The sequence below is a fragment of the Kribbella sp. NPDC051770 genome (assembly GCF_040681455.1).
Lineage (GTDB): Bacteria > Actinomycetota > Actinomycetes > Propionibacteriales > Kribbellaceae > Kribbella.
This window is the reverse complement of the sequence record NZ_JBFAYT010000004.1, coordinates 398550-416747: the sequence shown is the minus strand read 5'-3', so window position 1 is coordinate 416747 and position 18198 is coordinate 398550. Positions and strand designations below refer to the sequence as shown.

Sequence of the window (18198 nt, the reverse complement as noted above, 5' to 3'; positions counted from 1 at the left end):
GTGCTCTACCGCGCCGACAGCTCTGGCTCTCGCCGTACGCCGTCAGCTCCGCCCGAGGTGCTGGCGTTCCACCGGAGCCTCCCCGAGTACGCCGTGACGCCGCTGCACGACGTACCGGCTCTGGCCACCGAGCTCGGCCTCGGCCGCGTGCTGGTCAAGGACGAGTCCCACCGTCTCGGCCTCCCCGCCTTCAAGGCCCTCGGCGCCTGGTGGGCCATCCACCAGGCCCGCCAGCCGCACACCGAGACCCTGGTGACCGCGACCGACGGCAACCACGGCCGAGCCGTCGCCCGCCGAGCCCACCAGCTCGGCCTCCGCTCCCACATCTTCATCCCCGACGTCGTCAGCGCCGCAGCGGTCGACGCCATCCGCTCGGAAGGTGCCGAGGTGACTGTCCTCCCCACCTCGTACGACGAAGCAGTGCTCGCCGCCGCGGCCTCAGCAACGGACGAGCGCCTCCTGATCCAGGACTCCGCCTGGCCCGGCTATGAGGAGATCCCCCAGCTCATCGTCGACGGCTACTCCACCCTCTTCCGCGAGCTGGACGTAGCCGCCGACCTCCTCGTCGTCCCGATGGGCGTCGGCTCAGCAGCCCAAGCCGCTGTCGCCCACGGCGGCGATGTCCTCGGCGTAGAGCCCAGCAACGCCGCCTGCATCACCACCAGCCTCCTGGCCGGCCATCCGGTCACAGTGCAGACCAGCAACACCGTCATGGCCGGCCTGAACTGCGGCACCCCGTCCAGCCTGGCCTGGCCGGTACTACGCGACGGCCTGCACGCGTCAGTCACCGTGGACGACCCCGACGCCTTGCAGGCCTCAGAAGACCTTGCAGCGTTGGGCATCTCCTCCGGCCCGAGCGGCGCCGCCACACTGGCCGGCCTGCGCGCAGCACGCGCCTCACTCGACCTGACCGCCGACAGCACCGTCGTACTGATCAGCACGGAGGGCCGCTAGATGGAGCTGCGCGTGCGGTTCGCCGTCGACGACCAGGTGCTGTCAGCCCTGCACGGGTTGGCCTTCGGGTCGCCCAGTGAGGTGCAGCCCTGGGCAGAGCGCCTGGAGCGGCACGCCCTCACCTGGGTCGGCGCGTTCGACGGCGACCAGCTGATCGGCTTCGTGCAGGTCTGCTGGGACGGCGGCGCGCACGCGTTCGTGCTGGACACCGCCGTACACCCCGACCACGGCCGCAAGGGCATCGGCGCCCAGCTGGTCGCCCGTGCCGCCGACGAGGCGCGTGCGGCCGGCTGCGAGTGGCTGCACGTCGACTACGAGCCGCACCTGACCAGCTTCTACGTCGACGCCTGCGGCTTCACCCCCACTGACGCCGCGCTGCTCAAACTGCGCTGAGCGCCGTCAGCCGCTCGGTGGAGATACAGGAGGTCAGGCAGCGCTCCTTGGCGTCGCCCAGCAGGTCAGCGGTCCACCGGGTGAACCCGCCGTCGCCCAGCTCGTTGCCGTCGACACCGATCCCGATCGCCGTGCCGCTGTAGTAGCCGGACCCCTTGGTGCGCACGGTGTCCTCGGTGAACTGCACCGGCAGCCCCGGCCGTACGGTGTCGTCGATCCGCTCCCGAACGGCGCTCGCCGCGAAGCTGGTGAACGTGAACTCCGCCTTCTCACCCAGTACGGCGTACCAGAAGCGCAGGTGATCGAGCAGCAGCTCCGCCTCCGTGCGCCCCGACCCGGTGTCGCGCGCGGACGAGACGAGCGCGAACAGCTGGAAGTGCGCGAACATCCCCGGCCCGTCGTTGACCTGCGCCCGGACGACGCGCTGGCAGGTCGCGAGATCGACGCGTTCCGCGCCTGCGCGGCGGCGTACGGCGGCCTCGAGCGCGAGCTCGTTGGTCGGGTCGCTGGCGACCTCGGTGTTCCGCATCGTGCTCAGGACCATGTTCTGGTGGATCGTGGAGATCGCCGAGCAGGTCCCGAGCGGGGTGACCGGGGACAGCTCGATGCCGTCGAACTGGTCCGGCAGGAGGTCCCAGAGGCGGGCCTGAGTGTGGACCAGCGCGCGCGGATCGACCTGCGACGGCTGGACGAACCGGTCGTTGCGCCAGCGGTCCAGCACGCGGGCCGGCGTCAGCTTCCCGGCGCGCTCGCGGCTGACGTCCAGCAGGGCGCTCTGCAGGTCGGACGGGTTCAGCCCGTCGACCAGCGCCTCCCGGGTCCCGGCGGGCAGCTTCGACCAGATCCGATCGCTCGTCATCGCCCCAGCCTGGCCGAAAGGAGGCACCGGCGCGCGCCAATTAGCTCTGTACCTACTAGTATGTTCGGAACCTGACCGAGAGGGGAGAAGGCCGTGTACGCGATGCAGTACGAGGTGACCTTGCCGGCGGACTACGACATGGGGATCATCCGGCGCCGGGTGCTGGAGCGCGCCGCGGCGACCGACGACTTCGACGGGCTCGGGCTGAAGGCGTACCTGGTCCAGGACCAGGCGAACGGCTCGGCGGTGAACCAGTACGCGCCGTTCTACCTGTGGAACGACTCCGCTGGGATGGGCCGCTTCCTGTGGGGCGGCGGATTCTTCACGGGGATCTGCCAGTCGTTCGGGCGGCCGAGCGTGCGGCACTGGACCGGCGTCGAAACACTGCCCGGCCCGGACGTCGACCAGCCGGCGCTGGCGGCGACGAAGAACACGTTCGCGCTGCCCGCGGAGGTGGACCCGGCCGGGCCGGTCGCCGAGGCAGTCGCTTCGTTGCGTACGACGGCCCGGTTGCCGGGCGTGCACAGCTCGGCGATCGCGGTCGACCCGTCGCGCTGGGAGCTCGTCCACTTCACCCTGTGGAGCGGCGAGCCCGGGATCGTGCCCGGCACGCGGTACCAGGTCCTGCACTTGTCCACACCCGGAACAAAAGAGCTGCTCGCGGGGTGAGGACGCGGGTAAATTCAGTGCATGAGATTCCCGAGCCCGTTCCTTTGACGCCCTGACCGCCTGAGTGTCCGCATCGTCGCCTACGAGGCGTTGCAGGACCTGATTCCGCTGTACCCGCTGTACCAGCTGCTGTTCGAGGACCACGGGCTGTCGCCCACGGAGATCTCGACGCTGTTCATCATCTGGTCGGCGACAGCGTTCCTGCTGGAGATCCCGTCCGGTGCACTGGCCGACGTCTTCTCCCGCCGCAAACTCCTGATGCTCGGCCCTGCCCTGACCGGCCTGGGCTACGCAGCCTGGATCACGCTCCCGTCGTACGTGAGCTTCGCCGCGGGTTTCGTCCTCTGGGGAGCAGGTTCCGCCCTGATCTCCGGTACGTACGAGGCGTTCGTGTACGACGAACTGGCGGCCCGGGGCAGCACGGCCAAGTACGCCAACCTGCTCGGCAAAGCCAGATCAGCAGCCCTGATCGCCAACTTGACCGCCACCCTGGCGGCGATCCCGTTGTTCGCCGTGGGTGGTTACGCACTGGCCGGTGCGGTCAGCCTCCTCAGTTGCCTGGCGCAACTACTGGTGGCCGCGTCACTTCCGGAGGCCACCAGAGCAGTAGCCGCTGACGAGACGGCTCCGGAGAACCTGGGATCGTCGCCCGGCGAAGCCGTGGCGGGGGCGGGCGGGCCCTCCTCCCTCCCCGCCCCTACACCACCGACGCGGGGATGGCGAGGCGCGCTCGAGCGGTATGTCTTCATGCTTCGTGCTGGTTTGGGGGAAGCGGCGACCAGTCGGGTGGTTCGGCGGGCGGTGGGGTTGGTGGCGTTGCTCGGTGGGTTCCTGGCGTTCGACGAGTACTTTCCTTTGCTGGCCAGGGGAGTGGGTGCGTCGAACACCCTGGTGCCACTGCTGATCGCGGTGACCGTCGCCGCGCAGGCGATCGGTGGTGCGCTGGCGGGGCCGGCGTACCGGTTGCCGGCGTCGGTGTTCGCCGTCGGGCTCGGTGCGACCGCGGGGTTGATCTCCTGGGGATCGCTGAGCGGTACAGCGCTCGGGTTCGTGCCGATCGCGCTCGGGTACGGCGTGATGCAGCTGGTCATCGTCGTCTCCGAAGCTCGCCTGCAGGACGCGATCGAAGGGCCGGCGCGGGCGACGGTCACCTCGGTGTCCGGGTTCTTCGCCGAGGTGTTCGCGGTCTCCGTGTACGCCGGGTTCGCGCTCGGCGCGGTCTGGTTCAGTCTGCCGATCCTGGTCGCGGGCCTGACCGTGCCCGTGCTGCTCACCGCTCTCGTCACCCCGAAGGCCCTGCCGCCACCACCCCAGGAGAGCTGACCGACCTCACACCACCGAGTCACCCTTCGTTCCACCTTGGAGACCACCACGAGTTCGGTGACCACCGAACAGTCCCGCGCATACCGTCGAACCACCCGCCAAGCACGAGGAGCCCGCTGTGACCGATCGTCGACAAGCAGTTCTGGCCGCCGCCGCGGCCGCGATCACCGTGGTGCTCTGGGCCTCGGCGTTCGTCGCGATCCGTCACGTCGGCGCCGAGTTCTCCGCCGGTGCGCTCTCCCTCGGCCGCCTGGTCGTCGGCAGCCTCCTGCTCGGCGCGCTCCTCTTCACCCGCCCACGCCGCTGGCCGGCCAAACGCGACTGGAAGCTCCTGCTGGTCTGCGGCCTGCTCTGGTTCGGCGCCTACAACGTCGCGCTCAACGAGGCCGAGCAACGTCTCGACGCCGGCACCGCGGCGATGCTCGTCAACATCGGACCGCTCCTGATCGCCGTACTCGCCGGACTCCTGCTCAGCGAAGGCTTCCCGCGCCGCCTCGTCATCGGCAGCGCGGTCGCCTTCGCCGGCGTCCTCCTGATCGGCACCTCGTCATCGAGCGGCCAAGCCGAAACCCTCGGCGTCGTCCTCTGCATCACGGCGGCCATCGCCTACGCCATCGGCGTGGTCGCCCAGAAACCCTTGCTCGCCAGGCTTCCCGCCCTCGAGGTCACCTGGCTCGCCTGCACGATCGGCGCGATCAGCTGCCTCCCGTTCGCGCCGACCCTGGTCCACGAGACCGCCGAGGCGAGACCGTCCTCGATCTGGTGGGTCGTCTTCCTCGGCGCCTTCCCGACCGCGCTCGCCTTCACCACCTGGGCCTACGCCCTCGCGCGGACGAGCGCCGGCCGGATGGGCGCGACGACGTACCTGGTCCCGCCGCTCGCGATCTTCCTCGGCTGGCTCCTGCTCGACGAATCGCCGGCGCCGCTCGCGTACGCCGGCGGCGCGCTCTGCCTGCTCGGTGTCGCGATCTCCCGCCTGAAATCCGGTCAGCGCAAGGTCGACTCGATCCCGCTCACCAGTACGGCCAATGCCGACTCGAACCCGCTGTCGAAGTCGTAGTGCAGCCCGTCCCGTCCCAGCGCCCGTACGACGCGCGTCAACGTCGGCGCCTTGCCCTCGGGTAGCTTGTCCACCCGGTCGACCAGATCGGGCGCGAGGTCGAAGGTCGCCGCGCGCACCGACAGCTCCCCGAGCATGAACCCGTGCACGAAGTCGACGATCGTGTTCACCGCCTCGAAGATCCCGCGCGGCGCGAGGCCGCCGCGGTCGAGCGCCCGGTAGAACGGCTCGACCGTCACCACCACGACGTCCGACACCGCTGACGGATCCGACAGCACCTGCAGCGCCAGGTTCGGGTGCGCCTGCAACGCGGCCCGGTAGGCCCGCGCCGAGTCCTTCAACTCCTCCTGCCACGACAGCCCGGCCCGCGGCTGCCCGCCGTCGCGCTGCCCGGCACTGCCCTGGCCGACGTCGCGCTGCCCGGCGCCGCCCTGGCCGGCACCGCCCTGGCCGACGTCGTCGAGCCCGGCGAACACCACCTCGGCGAGCCCCGCGAACACCGCCGCCTTGTTCGGCAGGTGGTGGTAGATCGACATCGGGTTCACGCCGAGCGTCCCGGCCAGCCGGCGCATCGTCATCGCCTCGACGCCCTCGTCGTCGACGATCCGCAGTGCGGCGGCCAGGATTGCGTCCCGGCTCAGCCGCTCCGCCCCGGCCCGCGGCCGGCCAGGCTTGCCAGCAGTATTCATACGCCGTATGGTAGCGAAATCGTACAGCGTATGGTTGAGGACGGTGGGTGGGATGGCGAACAAGCCTCTGGACGGCAAGGTGGCACTGGTTGCGGGCGGGACCCGAGCGGCCGGACGGGGAACGGCGGTCGCCCTCGGCGAAGCCGGTGCGACGGTCTACGTGACCGGCCGGACGACCCGCGACCAGCAGTCGGAGATGCAGCGGCCGGAGACGATCGAGGAAACCGCCGAGCTGGTCGACCGTGCCGGCGGCCGCGGGATTCCGGTCCAGGTCGACCACCTCGAGCAGGACCAGGTCCGCGACCTGGTCGCCCGGATCGAGCGCGAGCAGGGCGCGCTGCACGTCCTGGTCAACGACATCTTCGGCCTGACCACGATGGAGTGGGACAAGACCGTCTGGGAGTCGTCGCTCGACATCGGGTTGCGGACGTTCCGGCTCGCGGTCGAGACGCACGCGATCACCAGCCACTTCGCGCTGCCGCTGCTGATCAAGCAGCCGGGCGGCCTGGTGATCGAGATGACCGACGGCACAGACGAGTACAACGCGACCAACTACCGGGTCTCGTTCTTCTACGACCTCGCCAAGGCCGCGGTGAACCGGATGGCCTTCGCGCTCGCCCACGAGCTCAAGCCGTACGGCGGAACCGCCGTCTCGCTCACACCCGGCTGGCTCCGCTCCGAGGCGATGCTCGACGCCTTCGGTGTCACCGAGGAGAACTGGCGCGACGCGACCGAGAAGATCCCGCACTTCGCCATCGCCGAAAGCCCCCTGTACGTCGGCCGAGCGGTCGCCGCGCTCGCGGCCGACCCGGACGTCGCCCGCTGGAACCAGCAGTCCCTGTCGAGCGGTCAGCTCGCCCAGGTTTACGGCTTCACCGACAGCGACGGCAGCCAGCCGGATGCGTGGCGCTACATCGTCGAGGTCCAGGACCCCGGCAAGCCCGCCGACACCACCGGCTACCGCTGATCACAGCCGGCTTACTCCGCCTTCGCACTCGCCAGCTGGGTGTGCCGCGGCGATCGGCACGCCCAGGTCGGCCGCAAGGCGCAGGACCTCCCGGCGGGACGTCGTAGCGACAGCAGGTTCTCGCTCGTACACGTAGACCAGCTCCGGCCACCTGGCCTGCGCCGGATGCACCAGCACGTCCCCAGCGAGCAGCACCTGGTCGGTCAGCACCGACTGGTGGCCCGGCGTGTGCCCGGGCGTCGCCAGCAGCGTCACGCCAGCGACAGACACCTGCCCATCCACAGCCCGCACCTGCTCACCCAGCGGCGCGATCAGCTTCCGGTACGTCGTGCTGCCGCGCGCGTGGTCGAGCTCAGCCTGCTGAACGACATACGACGCGTTGCTGAAGCGCGGCCGGTCCCCGTCGGTGTTCCACCCTGCATGGTCGAGATGGACATGGGTGAGGATCACAGTGTCGATCTCCTCGGCTCCAACCCCGGCCGACTGCAGCAGCTGAGGCAGGCGGCCCGCCGTACCGAGCCACTCCGCTGCCTCCCCGCCCGCCGGCCCAACCCCGGTGTCCACCGGCACCGCATGTCGATCGCTGGTCAGCAGGTACGAGTGGAAGTGCAGCAGCCAACCCCCGTCAGCAGCGACGTTCCCTGGCGCCTCCACCTCGGTCCAGCGCTGCTGCTCCGCCGACCACCCGGGCAGGGCGTCACCGACCGGCTCGGGGAACACCGCCACGGCGTCGCACAGCACGGTCACGTCCACCCGGCCATTGTTGGCGCTCAGGGGAGCAGCATCCAGACGCCCAGCGCGGTCATCACCGCGGCGATCCCGCCGTCCAGGAACTGCCAGGCCCGGGCGCGCGCGAAGACCGGGCCGAGCTTGCGGGCGAAGTAGCCGAGCGAGAAGAACCAGAAGAAGCTGCCGGCGACCGCGCCGACGCCGTACAGCCAACGGCCGTCGGTGCCGTGCTGGTTGGCGAGCGAGCCGAGCAGCACGACGGTGTCGAGGTAGACGTGCGGGTTGAGGTACGTGAACCCGAGACAGGTCAGCAGGACGCTGCGCAGTGCGGCCGGCGCGTGGTCCGCGGCGGTCAGGGTGCTCGGGCGGAACGCGCGGCGGGCCGCGACGACGGCGTACCCGAAGAGAAACAGCGCACCGGCGTACTTGGTGATGGTGAGGGCGGTCGGGTTGCCGGTGAGCAGGGCGCCGAGGCCGGCGATACCGCTGGTGATCAGGACGGCGTCGGACAGCGCGCAGATCAGGACGACCGGCAGGACGTACTCGCGCCGCAGCCCCTGGCGCAGGACGAAGGCGTTCTGCGCGCCGATCGCGACGATCATCGACAGGGTGGTCAGGAAGCCGGCCAGGAGGTTCACAGCTTCGACGGTAGGAAGATCCAGGGCTGTAAACCAGCTAAAGATTCTTCACCGCCATTAGCATCGCTTCATGGAGATCGACTCGTCCCAGCTCGGCACGTTCGCGGCGGTGATCGACGAGGGCAGTTTCGACATGGCCGCGCAGCGGCTGCGGATCACGCCGTCGGCGGTCAGCCAGCGGATCAAGGCGCTCGAGAGCCGGGTCGGGCAGGTGCTGATCCAGCGCGGGAAACCCGCTCGTACGACGGCCGCGGGCGACGCGCTGCTGCGGCTCGCCCGGCAGGTTTCACTGCTGGAGGTCGAGGCGATCGCTGCGGTCAAGGGGACCGTCGAGGGGCTGCGACTGCCGATCGCGGTCAACGCCGACTCGCTGAACGGGTGGTTCCTGCCCGCGCTGCTCGCCGTCCCACGGGAGCTGGTGACCGCGTTCGACCTGCGGCAGGAGGATCAGGACCACTCGGCCGAGCTCCTGCGGGCCGGGTCGGTGCTCGCCGCTGTGACTGCCGATCCGCGAACGGTGCAGGGCTGCCGCGTCGTACCGCTCGGGCGGATGCGGTACCTGTCGATCGCCACACCGTCGTACGCCGAACGCTGGCTCGCCGGGCGTCCGCTGGCCGACGCGCTGGGCGACGCGCCGCTGCTCGTGTTCAACACCAAGGACCAGCTGCAGCACCGGCTGATGCGCAAGGTGACCCGGCGCCGGCTCGACCCGCCGGTGCACTCGATCCCCGCACCCGGCCCGTTCGTCCGGGCGATCCGGCTCGGGCTGGGCTGGGGGATGATCGAGGAGGAGGTGGTCGAAGCCGATCTCGCCGCCGGCACGCTGGTGGAAGTTGCCCAGGGCAAGTACGTCGACGTGCCGCTGTACTGGCAGTACTGGAAGCTCGACTCGCCGGTCCTCGACGCGCTCACCGACGCTGTTCGGCAGGCCGCTGCGGCTGGGCTTCGTACTGCTTGAGCTCGACCGCGTTGCCGACCTTCAGCGGTAGCTCGTCGATCAGCTTGCGCCAGGGCAGGTAGGGCATCAGCCGGAACGTGAGGTTGCGCAGGTGCAGGAACGCCTTGCTGCCCGGGATGAACCAGCGCGCGCCGTCGGTCGCCTGCTTCTGGCAGGCGGCGACGAACGGGCGCATCACGGCGTCGTACGCCGCGAACGCGCGGAGGTGCGCGGGCTCCGCGCCCGTCTCCGCGCTCGTCTCCGCGTCCGGCTCTGCGCCCGGCTCCGCGTCCGCGAGCTGCGCGGCGTGCAGTTCGCCGGCCAGCACGTAAGCGCCCACGATCCCCAGACTCGTCCCCATCCCCGCCAGCGGCGACGCGCAGTACCCGGCGTCACCCACCAGCGAGACCCGCCCGCGGTAGTACCGGTCCAGCTTGATCTGGCTGATCGAGTCGAAGTAGAAGTCCTCCGCGTTGTGCATCTCGCTCACCAGCCGCGGCACCTCCCACCCGAGCCCGCCGAACGTCTCCGCGACCAGCTCCCGCTGCGCCGCCGTGTCCCGCCGATCGACCGTCAGCCCGTCCGTCGCGAAGTAGAACATCGCCTTCGCCTCGGTGTTGTCGCGCGCGGAGTACGCGCCGACCGTCTTGCCCGGCACGCTCAGCAGCCGCCCGGTGTGATCGAGCTCGAGATGGTTCGGCACGGTCGCGACCGACACGGCGTACCCGAGATCGTGCCGGAACGGCGCCTCCGGCCCGAACGCCAGCCGGCGCACGTTCGAGTGCAGCCCGTCCGCACCGATCACGAGATCGAACCGGCGCGCTTCCCCGTGCTCGAACTTGGCCAGTACGCCGTCCGCGTCCTCGTGCAGCCGGGTGATCGAGTCGCCGAACACGTACTCGACGCCCGCGCGGGTGGCGTCGTACAGGATCTCGACCAGGTCGCCGCGCAGCACCTCGAGCTCGCCGCTGAACGCGGTCTCCGAGGTCCTGGCGACGGTCCGGCCGGACTCGTCGACGTAGTGCATCGCGCCCATCCGGGTGGCCCGCGCCTCGACCGCGGCCCGCAGGCCCATCCGGTCGAGCACGGTCAGGGACGCGCCGCGGAAGTCCACGGCGTACCCGCCGGGACGGGGTGCGGGCGCCTTCTCGACCACGGTCACGTGGTGGCCGAAGCGGTGCAACCAGTACGCCAGGGCCGGGCCGGCGACGCTGGCTCCGGAGATCAGGATTGTCGTCATGGCTTCGACTGTACGGAAGTCTTAGACGTTTGTGCAAGACATTCGTGTGAGGATTTTGGCTAGGATCACCGCATGGGCAATCGCGAGGCTTTGATCGAGGGCGCCAAGGTCTGTCTGCGGGAGAAGGGCTACACCCGGACCACCGCACGGGACATCGCCACCGCGGCCGGGGTGAGCCTGGCCGCGATCGGGTACCACTTCGGCTCCAAGGACGCGCTGCTGAACGAGGCGATGCGCCAGGCGCTCGGCGAGTGGGGTGACGAGCTCGGCGCCACGATGAGCGCCGGGCCGGCCGCGGACGCCGTACCGGCGGAGCGCTTCGTAGCGACCTGGGCGCTGGTCGTCGACACGCTCGCCAACCCGGCGAGCCGGGCGCTGTGGACAACCCAGTTCGAGATCCTCAGCCAGGGGGCGCACCTGCCGGATCTGCTGCAGGCTGTCTCGGCGATGCAGGGCGAGGCGCGCGAGGGCCTGGCCGCGCTGTTCGGTGCGACGGACTCGACGACCGACGAGGCGACCACGCAGCAGGTCGGCTCGTTCCTGCAGGCGCTGCTGCTCGGGGTGGTCGCGCTGACGATGTTCAACTCCGAGCAGGCGCCGCGCGGCGAGGACCTCGCCGCCTCGATCCAGCTGCTGGCCCGCAAACTCGGGGGATAGGCTCCCCGGATGAAGAAGATCGTCGCGAGCGCCTTCGGTGTCCTGCTCGCCGTCGCCGGCGTCGTCTGGACCCTCCAAGGCCTCGGCTACCTCAAGGGCAGCTCGATGACCGGTAGCAGTTTCTGGGCGGTCGTCGGTCCGGTCGTTGCCGCCCTGGGTGTCTCGCTCCTCTGGGTCACCTGGCGGGGTCAGCCGAAGCGCTAGTACTGCGTGGCTGCTCCTCGGGTCAGGTGCTGAGCTCCGACTCCGGCCAGCGGAGCGCCATCGGGTTGTCCGGCGGGATCAGCCCCGACGCCATCACCGTCGTACTGATCGGCCTGACAAGCCGCTCCAGCTCCTCGGCCTTCGCATCTCCGAGCACCCGCCATCCCTGCTCGGCCAGCTGATCGGTCGTCTCCTCCACCTCACGCCGCACCGCGTGCCCGCGCTCGGTCAGCGCCGTACCGTCCATCAACCCGCGCTCCCGCAGATCGTCCTCAGCTGCAGCCCACTCGTCGTCACTCCACCGCCGGCTGCGCTGATACACCTCCTTCGACGGCCCACCCGTCGCCGTCATCGTCAGATTCGCCTGACAAGGGCTCAGGCCAGCCGCGACCAGCGCGGCAACATGCCCGTCCCCGCGCGACTCCCGCAGGATCGTCGTCGCCTGCCACAACACCAGATGCGGCTCATCAGCCCACCCCAGTACGGCGTTCGCCGCCGCCAGTGGCCGCCCAGCCACCGGCGCCACCTCAGCCGCCTCCCGAGCCAACTCGGCCGCACGCCGTACGGCGGAACTGCCGACCGCCTCCGGCAGCAACCGCCGTACCGCCGCGTCCACAGCCTCCAGCCGCGCTTGGATCAACCGCTCCGGTGCGGCGTACCCCCAAGCATCCGGCAGCGCCCGCGCCACCATCCCCGGATGGAAGTTGTAGAACACCGCCGCCACGACCTCAGGCCCGACCGTCCCCAACGGCGCCGCCCGGCAGGCGAAGTAACTCATCCACCCGCCCCGCAACCCCATCCCGTCCGTGGCCGCCCGAGTCTCCGGCGCGAAGTAGGTCACCGCATGAACCGGCTCCAACACCCGCCACATCCGCCGCGCCCGAGTCTCCATCCCCCGATCCAAACACGCCCTCAGCCGGAGCACACCCCGGTGTGACAAACCCACCACCCACCGTGCCGCTCCCACCAGGCGTCCGCGGCCGTCGGTCGCGCCCGCGCTGCATCACGCCACGCACCGCCCCGCACGCCCCGCTCCACGCACCACCTCACGCCGCACGCCCCGCGCCGTGCCGTGCCGCATGCTCCGCCCCGCGCCGCACGCCCCGCCCGCCCCGCGCCGCACGCCCTGCGTGTCCTCGCCGGCCGACAGTGCGGCTGTCCTTCGCGCCGCGCCGCGCCGCGCCGCGCCGCGCCGCACGCCCCGCCCGCCCCGCGCCGCACGCCCTGCGTGTCCTCGCCGGCCGACAGTGCGGCAGTCCGCCGCACCGCCCCGCGCCCCGCGCACCACGCTCCGCCCCCGCGCCCCGCGCCCCGCGCTCCGCCCCCGCGCCCCGCGCCCCGCGCCCCGCGCTCCGCCCCGGAGCCCCGCGCCCCGCGCCCCGCGCTCCGCCCCGGAGCCCCGCGCCCCGCGCCCCGTGCACCACGCTCCGCCCCCCGCGCCGCACGCCCCCGCCCTGCGCCGCACTCCCCGCCCCGCGCCGCACTCCCCGCCGGTTCTCGCTGCTGCCTGCTGAGCACCTCTTCCTCGGTTGGTGAGACCTGCCGAATGAGAGAGTCCTCCCATGGGAATCCGGGTGCAGTGTGTGAACTACGACGCGATCGACCCCGCCGCGCAGGCGCGGTTCTGGGCCGAGGTGCTGGGGTGGCGGATCACGTTCGAGCACGAGAAGGAGTACGTGCTGGAGCCGCCGGCCGGCAGCCCGGAGGACGGCATCGTGCCGGACATCCTGTTCCTGCGCGTCCCCGCCGACGAGGTCAAGTCGGTGAAGAACCGCGTGCACATGGATCTGCGCCCCGAGGACCAGGCCGCCGAGGTCGCGCGGATCGAGTCCCTCGGCGGCAAGCAGGTCGACGTCGGCCAGGACGACTCCGCGTCCTGGATCGTGATGAGCGACCCCGAAGGCAACGAGTTCTGCGTCCTGCGCGCGTTCACCGCCGAGGAGCTCGCGTCCTTCTGAGCGAGCCCGTCAGGGCAACGGCCGGTGCATCACGTGCAGCCCGACGTACCCCAACGTCGGGTGCAGGAAGGCTTCCGGCACCGTCCCGATGATCCTGAACCCGAGCGCCTGCCACAGATGAACCGCCGAGGCGTTGCTCTCCACCACGGCGTTGAACTGAATTGACCGGAACCCCTCTGCGGTCGACCACTCGATCATGTCCCCACAGAGGGCCCGCCCAACCCCGCGCCCCCGAGCGCTCCCGGCCACCATGAAGCTCCCGCTCGCCACGTGAGCCCCGGGACCAGGCCGATTCGGATACATGTTGGCCGTCCCGAGAACGATGCCCTCGGCATCGACCGCGACGGTGGTGCGACTCTTCACCGCCCCCGAAGGCGTCATCCACAACGCCCGTGCCTGCTCGTCGGACAGCGTCGGGTCGTACGCGTAGGTCTCCCCGGCGTCCACCACCTCCCGAAAGATCGGGAGAATCGCAGCCCAGTCCTCGGCCACGGCGGTCCTGACCTGAATGCTCATTGCTCTCCTGTGGTCGATCGGCAGACGAGATCAGCTGTATCAGAGGCGTCCAGCACGAGCACCTGGAAACCCGCCGCAGCAAGCTCCGCCCGGAGCGCGTCCGGCGTGAGGTGCCGCCGGTGCGGAACCCAGGCACGCTCCCCGAGCTGCTCGCCTGCACCTGATTCTCGGTACTCGATCCCCGTGCTCTCGTCGTAGTGGTGGCCGGGCGCGGTACGGCGGTCGGGTGTCCGAATCGCCGTTGAGATGACGTAGTACCCGTCCGGCTTCAGCCGCGCTCTGACGGCGGAGAACAGCGCTCCGCGATCCTCATCGGTGACGATCGACTGGAGACAGTAGCTGTCGAGCACCAGGTCGTACGTCGTACCCGACGGCAGGCCGCCGGTGCAGATGTCGCCGACGCTGAACCTCACGTCCACTCCACGCTCCGTGGCCATCCGCCGCCCGATCTCGATGGCTTCGGGAATCAGGTCGACGGCGTCCACCCGAAACCCCCGGGCGGCAAGGAAACAAGCAGCTGTTCCGGTCCCGCAGCCGTACTCGAGCACCCGCAGACCCGTTGGTGAGCTGAAACCGAGCTGGGGAAGGACGCGCTCGAGGAAGGCCCGGTTCTGGAAGTCGTCGTAGGTCCAGGGACCGTCGAACAGGTCGTTCCACTGCGTCTGGCCGCGGCGGGCGAGCTCCCGGTACGCCGACTCGTGCTCCGCTTGGTAGTAGCGCACCTGACCTCCGCGGCTGATGGATCCGATGCGAAAAGGATCACGGCGGGCGCTGGAGATGCCAAGTGGTTTGCCGGGGAGCGAATAGAATCTCGGGGGATGACGAACTCCGTGGTCCATGGGTTGCCGCGCTGGAGTCTGGCCGTGCCCCCGCTCGCGCTCGTTGTGCTGGTGCTGTCCTGGGGACGCGATCTCGGGGCCGTGCTGCTGGTGCTCGTCTGCGTCGGGCTCGGCGCCGCGGTGATCGCGGCGGTGCACCACGCCGAGGTGGTCGCGCACAAGGTCGGCGAACCGTTCGGCACGCTGATCCTCGCGCTCGCCGTGACGGTGATCGAGGTCGCGCTGATCGTCACGCTGATGGCGTCGGGCGGCGACAAGGCCGCGTCGCTGGCTCGCGACACCGTCTTCGCCGCGGTGATGATCACCTGCAACGGGATCCTCGGGCTGTCGCTGGTGGTCGGCTCGCTCCGGCACCGGACGCAGCAGTTCCGAGTGCACGCGTCGGGGAGCGCGCTCGCGGTGATCACGGCGCTGGTGACGCTGAGCCTGGTGCTTCCGACCTTCACGACCAGTACGCCGGGGGCAACCTTCAGCAGCGCACAGTTGGCGTTCGCGGGCGTGGTCTCGCTGGTCATGTACGGCGTGTTCGTGTTCGTGCAGACGATTCGGCACCGGGACTACTTCCTGCCGGTTGAGCCCGAGCAGAAGCCGAGCGACCTGGAGCGCCGCGAGCCCCGCGAGGCCCGGGAGATGCGCAAGGCGCGGGTGGAGGTTGGCCGGCAGCTGCCGGAAGGCGGGGGGTCGGTCGACCAGGAGCTGGGCGGGGGATCGGTCGGCCAAAAGCGCGAGGGGTCGGGCGACCAAAAGCTGGGCGAGGCGCCGGAAGGGCGCGACGAGGAGGACTCCGAGCTCGGGGCCGATGTCGTCGCCGAGGTTGTCGAGAGTGAGGACGACGACCAGGAGACCCACGCGGCCGCGCCCAGCGGGCGGGTGGCTCTGATGAGTCTGGCGATGTTGTTCGTCTGTCTGGTTGCAGTTGTCGGGCTGGCGAAGACCGTGTCGCCGAAGTTGGAGGACGCGGTCGCGTCGGCGGGGGCTCCGGTGGCTGTGGTCGGGGTGATCATCGCGCTCCTTGTCCTGTTGCCGGAGACGGTGGCCGCGATTCGGGCCGCCCTGCGGAACCGCTTGCAGACCAGCCTGAACCTCGCCCTCGGGTCGGCCCTGGCCAGCATCGGGCTGACCATCCCGGCCATCGCGCTCGCGTCGATCTGGCTGGACGGCCCGCTGGTGCTCGGGCTGAGCGGCACCGAGATGGTGCTGTTCGCGTTGACCGTGGTGATCAGCCAACTGACCTTGGCGACCGGTCGGGCCACGCTGCTGCAGGGGGCGACGCATCTAATGGTCTTCAGCGCCTTCCTGTTCCTCGCTGTCAGCCCGTAGGTCCAAGCCGGTCAGGTAGTCGACGACCTCCTGTTGGTGGGAATGCATGGCCCAGTTCAACGGTGTGCCGTTGTAGTTGGGGTCGCGGAGGGTGGGGTCGGCGCCCAGTTCGATGAGTTTGCGGGCGGTGGCCAGGTGGCCGTGCCAGGCGGCTTGGTGCAGGGGCGTGGCCATGGCGAGGATGTTGAGGTTCCAGCCGAGGTCCTTCAACGGTTGCAGGGCTTCGGTGCGGCCCAGTTCGGCGGCTCGGATTGGGAGGTAGGGGTTTCGCTGGATCGCCCGGGCGGCGAGGGCGGGGTCGACGGGGGCTGTTGATCCGTTGAGGACTGCGGCGAAGAGTTCGTGGATGTCGTCGAGGGGTGGGGCTCCGGCTGCTCGGAGGAGGGTGGCGATCTCGGCGTGGCCTTGGACGGAGGCGAGCTCGAAGGCTCGGTGGCCGCAGAAGACGGGGTGTTCGGTGCCGCGGCCTTCGGGGTCGGTACCGGCGTCGAGCATGAGCTGGACGCGGTCGAGCAGGCCTTCTGAGGAGGCGAAGACGAGCTCGTCCTCCAGGAGTTGGCGTGGGGTGGGGTGCGCGACGGTCAGGCGCTGGTGCCAGGGGCCGCCGTCGCCTTGGCCGAGGCCGAACTCCAGGAGCAGGCGGAGGTGGTCGGCGTCGTGCGGGGGTGGGCAGCCGGGGCCGCAGTTGTACATGGTTTGGCTGTCGTTGGGGTCGGCGCCGGCCTCCAGGAGGAGGCGGGCGAGGGCCAGGCGGTTCTGGTGCGGGGGCTGGTTGCCTTCGCCGCGGCCGAAGGCGCCGGTCAGCGCGGTGAAGGGGGAGGGCATTCCGGCCCAGAGGAAGCCGGCGTTCGGGTCGGCGCCGTGCTCGAGGAGGAGGCGGGCGATCTCCAGCGGGGCTTCGGGGGCGACGGGGAGGCGGGAGTAGGTGAGGTAGAGCAGGGGCTCCCAGTCGAAGGGGCCGCCTTGGCGGTTGGCGAGGTGGGGGTGCTGGGCCAGTTGCCCGCGGACGCTCGCGATGTCGCCGGCCACGACCTGGGTGAAGAAGTTGCTTTGGGCAACCTCCGGGTCGGAGGTCAGGAGGGAGCGGGCGGCGTCGGGGCGTTGCGGGTCGTCCTGGCCGTAGTGCAGGGTCGCGAGACGGAGGAACTCGTCGGCGCGCTGGGCGGGGGTCTCGACCGGGTTGCCGGTGGTCTCGCGGTGCGGTGAGCGGGTGTACCGCTCGACGATGCCCAGGTGTCGGTTGAGTTGTGGCCAACTGGGGAATCCGTAGCTCCGCGCGATGACGAGCTGCGCGTCGGCAAGCCCACGAAGAGCATCCGCGGAGGGGCTGCCGAGGTGCTCGGGATCCACTGGAGCAGTCGCTGGTCGCTCAGAAGGGAAGAACTCGGTGACCAGTGCGAGTGCTTGGGCATCACCAGCCCGGACCTGCTTCAGCAGCGTCTTGGCCTGGTTGCGCAGGTGGTCGAGGTTCGGGTCGTCGGGGAGTCGGCGGGTCGGCATGGCGACCTCCTCTCTGTAGGCCTGCTGTCCGCGTGGTCAGGCGAGAAAGGAGGTGGGCTCGGAGCACCCGCACGGCAAACTGCGCCGGACAAGTGTCCCGGTGGTGCACGACCTCGAACCGCTCAGGTGGGCTGAGCCCTTCCCGCGGACCGGAGGCACCCTGCGTGCCGGTTCTCCACAGTACGCCGGATCACGGCGCTTGCATCCACCACTCGGTGAACTCGTGGGCCCGTCCGCCCCGGTCCAGGCGGATCACCCACAGGTTGCTGAACAGCGCCGGCGGACTGGTCAGGTACGTCGTCCAGCCGCGGACGAACCCGACGCCGTCGCCGAAGCCGAGCACCTCGTACTCGAAGGTGGTCTCGCCCGCGGCGTCGGCGACCTCCAGCCAGGCGCGCACGATCGCGTCCCGGCCCTGCACCGGCTCCTCGTCGGGGCGCCGGTAGAAGACGGCGTCCTCGGTCCACAGCGCGCCGATGTCCTGGGGGTCGTTCGACTCCCAGGCCCGCCGGTAGCGCGCGACCCACTTGTCCAGGTCCTTCTCCCGCATGACTGCATTTTGCCTCCATATTCTTAGCGGCGACTTCGGCTGTGCCTTTTGGCGTCGACTTCGTCGCCGCGGGTTTTGGGGCTTTTTCGCCCGCTCTTCCCTCGTCGGTCGGTCGCTGCGCTCCCTCCCTCCTCAGTCCAGAGCGGGCGGCCCCAAAACCTTCGGGGACTCGAAATTGAGCCGTGATCCAGGGCGG

21 protein-coding genes are annotated in these 18198 nt (G+C 70.3%); 11 read left to right on the top strand and 10 right to left on the bottom strand.

The genetic code is table 11. From position 1 onward, the window contains the following. Together AB0M01_RS16825 and AB0M01_RS16820 are read left to right on the top strand one after the other, a co-directional pair. Complete coding sequence (locus AB0M01_RS16825; protein ID WP_363670193.1) at window positions 1-954, top strand: pyridoxal-phosphate dependent enzyme; 954 nt, start codon at window positions 1-3, stop codon at window positions 952-954. Continuing rightward, window positions 955-1347, top strand: coding sequence for a GNAT family N-acetyltransferase (locus AB0M01_RS16820; RefSeq protein WP_363670191.1), 393 nt, complete (start codon window positions 955-957; stop codon window positions 1345-1347). On the opposite strand, the gene AB0M01_RS16815 is transcribed toward AB0M01_RS16820, so the two are convergent. Beyond that, window positions 1334-2206 (bottom strand): hypothetical protein, encoded by an 873-nt coding sequence (locus tag AB0M01_RS16815; protein WP_363670189.1) that lies wholly within the window; start codon window positions 2204-2206, stop codon window positions 1334-1336. The two genes, AB0M01_RS16820 and AB0M01_RS16815, sit on opposite strands and share 14 nt — an antisense overlap. Window positions 2207-2308: 102 nt before the next feature. On the opposite strand from AB0M01_RS16815, the gene AB0M01_RS16810 reads away from it, so the two are divergent. From AB0M01_RS16810 to AB0M01_RS16800, 3 genes are all read left to right on the top strand, one after another. Then, entirely contained in the window at window positions 2309-2875 is a 567-nt protein-coding gene (locus tag AB0M01_RS16810; protein ID WP_363670576.1) for a DUF4865 family protein, read from the top strand. A gap of 90 nt (window positions 2876-2965) precedes the next feature. Next, window positions 2966-4198 (top strand): MFS transporter, encoded by a 1233-nt coding sequence (locus tag AB0M01_RS16805; protein WP_363670187.1) that lies wholly within the window; start codon window positions 2966-2968, stop codon window positions 4196-4198. A 118-nt stretch (window positions 4199-4316) separates the two neighbouring features. After that, the gene (locus AB0M01_RS16800) at window positions 4317-5258 is read left to right on the top strand and encodes a DMT family transporter (RefSeq protein ID WP_363670185.1); all 942 of its coding nucleotides are present in this window, start codon (window positions 4317-4319) and stop codon (window positions 5256-5258) included. Here AB0M01_RS16800 and AB0M01_RS16795 read toward each other — a convergent pair. After that, the gene (locus AB0M01_RS16795) at window positions 5186-5947 is read right to left on the bottom strand and encodes a TetR/AcrR family transcriptional regulator C-terminal domain-containing protein (protein WP_363670183.1); all 762 of its coding nucleotides are present in this window, start codon (window positions 5945-5947) and stop codon (window positions 5186-5188) included. The genes AB0M01_RS16800 and AB0M01_RS16795 overlap by 73 nt on opposite strands. A gap of 52 nt (window positions 5948-5999) precedes the next feature. Between AB0M01_RS16795 and AB0M01_RS16790 the strand changes: the two genes are divergently transcribed. Next, window positions 6000-6914, top strand: a complete 915-nt coding sequence (locus tag AB0M01_RS16790) for an SDR family oxidoreductase (protein ID WP_363670181.1) — start codon at window positions 6000-6002, stop codon at window positions 6912-6914. Here AB0M01_RS16790 and AB0M01_RS16785 read toward each other — a convergent pair whose 3' ends face one another. Together AB0M01_RS16785 and AB0M01_RS16780 are read right to left on the bottom strand one after the other, a co-directional pair. Then, window positions 6915-7667, bottom strand: a complete 753-nt coding sequence (locus tag AB0M01_RS16785; protein WP_363670179.1) for an MBL fold metallo-hydrolase — start codon at window positions 7665-7667, stop codon at window positions 6915-6917. Window positions 7668-7684: 17 nt separating this feature from the next. After that, window positions 7685-8281, bottom strand: coding sequence for a LysE/ArgO family amino acid transporter (locus AB0M01_RS16780; RefSeq protein ID WP_363670177.1), 597 nt, complete (start codon window positions 8279-8281; stop codon window positions 7685-7687). Between the two features lie 70 nt (window positions 8282-8351). Between AB0M01_RS16780 and AB0M01_RS16775 the strand changes: the two genes are divergently transcribed. Further along, window positions 8352-9239: a LysR family transcriptional regulator ArgP gene (locus tag AB0M01_RS16775; RefSeq protein WP_363670175.1), complete on the top strand. Its 888-nt coding sequence runs from the start codon at window positions 8352-8354 to the stop codon at window positions 9237-9239. On the opposite strand, the gene AB0M01_RS16770 is transcribed toward AB0M01_RS16775, so the two are convergent. After that, window positions 9190-10458, bottom strand: coding sequence for an FAD-dependent monooxygenase (locus AB0M01_RS16770; RefSeq protein WP_363670173.1), 1269 nt, complete (start codon window positions 10456-10458; stop codon window positions 9190-9192). The two genes, AB0M01_RS16775 and AB0M01_RS16770, sit on opposite strands and share 50 nt — an antisense overlap. A 72-nt stretch (window positions 10459-10530) precedes the next feature. Here AB0M01_RS16770 and AB0M01_RS16765 point away from each other — a divergent pair, with 72 nt between their 5' ends. Continuing rightward, window positions 10531-11115 (top strand): TetR family transcriptional regulator, encoded by a 585-nt coding sequence (locus AB0M01_RS16765; protein WP_363670171.1) that lies wholly within the window; start codon window positions 10531-10533, stop codon window positions 11113-11115. 9 nt (window positions 11116-11124) lie between these two features. Further along, window positions 11125-11319, top strand: coding sequence for a hypothetical protein (locus AB0M01_RS16760; protein WP_363670169.1), 195 nt, complete (start codon window positions 11125-11127; stop codon window positions 11317-11319). Window positions 11320-11341: 22 nt separating this feature from the next. Here the strand turns inward: AB0M01_RS16760 and AB0M01_RS16755 are convergent, their stop codons facing one another. After that, window positions 11342-12211, bottom strand: coding sequence for a hypothetical protein (locus AB0M01_RS16755; RefSeq protein ID WP_363670167.1), 870 nt, complete (start codon window positions 12209-12211; stop codon window positions 11342-11344). Between the two features lie 670 nt (window positions 12212-12881). Between AB0M01_RS16755 and AB0M01_RS16750 the strand changes: the two genes are divergently transcribed. Then, the gene (locus tag AB0M01_RS16750) at window positions 12882-13277 is read left to right on the top strand and encodes a VOC family protein (RefSeq protein ID WP_363670165.1); all 396 of its coding nucleotides are present in this window, start codon (window positions 12882-12884) and stop codon (window positions 13275-13277) included. Window positions 13278-13286: 9 nt separating this feature from the next. On the opposite strand, the gene AB0M01_RS16745 is transcribed toward AB0M01_RS16750, so the two are convergent. Next, window positions 13287-13793 carry a GNAT family N-acetyltransferase gene (locus tag AB0M01_RS16745; RefSeq protein ID WP_363670163.1) on the bottom strand — a complete coding sequence of 169 codons (507 nt, stop codon included), beginning with the start codon at window positions 13791-13793 and terminating at the stop codon, window positions 13287-13289. Then, window positions 13790-14515, bottom strand: coding sequence for a class I SAM-dependent methyltransferase (locus tag AB0M01_RS16740; RefSeq protein WP_363670161.1), 726 nt, complete (start codon window positions 14513-14515; stop codon window positions 13790-13792). Before AB0M01_RS16740 ends, AB0M01_RS16745 begins: the two co-directional genes overlap by 4 nt. Before the next feature lie 96 nt (window positions 14516-14611). Between AB0M01_RS16740 and AB0M01_RS16735 the strand changes: the two genes are divergently transcribed. Continuing rightward, window positions 14612-15952 carry an ionic transporter y4hA gene (locus tag AB0M01_RS16735; RefSeq protein WP_363670159.1) on the top strand — a complete coding sequence of 447 codons (1341 nt, stop codon included), beginning with the start codon at window positions 14612-14614 and terminating at the stop codon, window positions 15950-15952. Here the strand turns inward: AB0M01_RS16735 and AB0M01_RS16730 are convergent. Together AB0M01_RS16730 and AB0M01_RS16725 are read right to left on the bottom strand one after the other, a co-directional pair. Then, on the bottom strand, window positions 15908-17452 hold the full coding sequence (locus AB0M01_RS16730) for an ankyrin repeat domain-containing protein (protein ID WP_363670157.1): 1545 nt from the start codon (window positions 17450-17452) through the stop codon (window positions 15908-15910). The two genes, AB0M01_RS16735 and AB0M01_RS16730, sit on opposite strands and share 45 nt — an antisense overlap. A gap of 190 nt (window positions 17453-17642) precedes the next feature. Beyond that, window positions 17643-18002 (bottom strand): nuclear transport factor 2 family protein, encoded by a 360-nt coding sequence (locus tag AB0M01_RS16725; protein ID WP_363670155.1) that lies wholly within the window; start codon window positions 18000-18002, stop codon window positions 17643-17645. Between the last annotated feature and the right edge of the window lie 196 nt (window positions 18003-18198).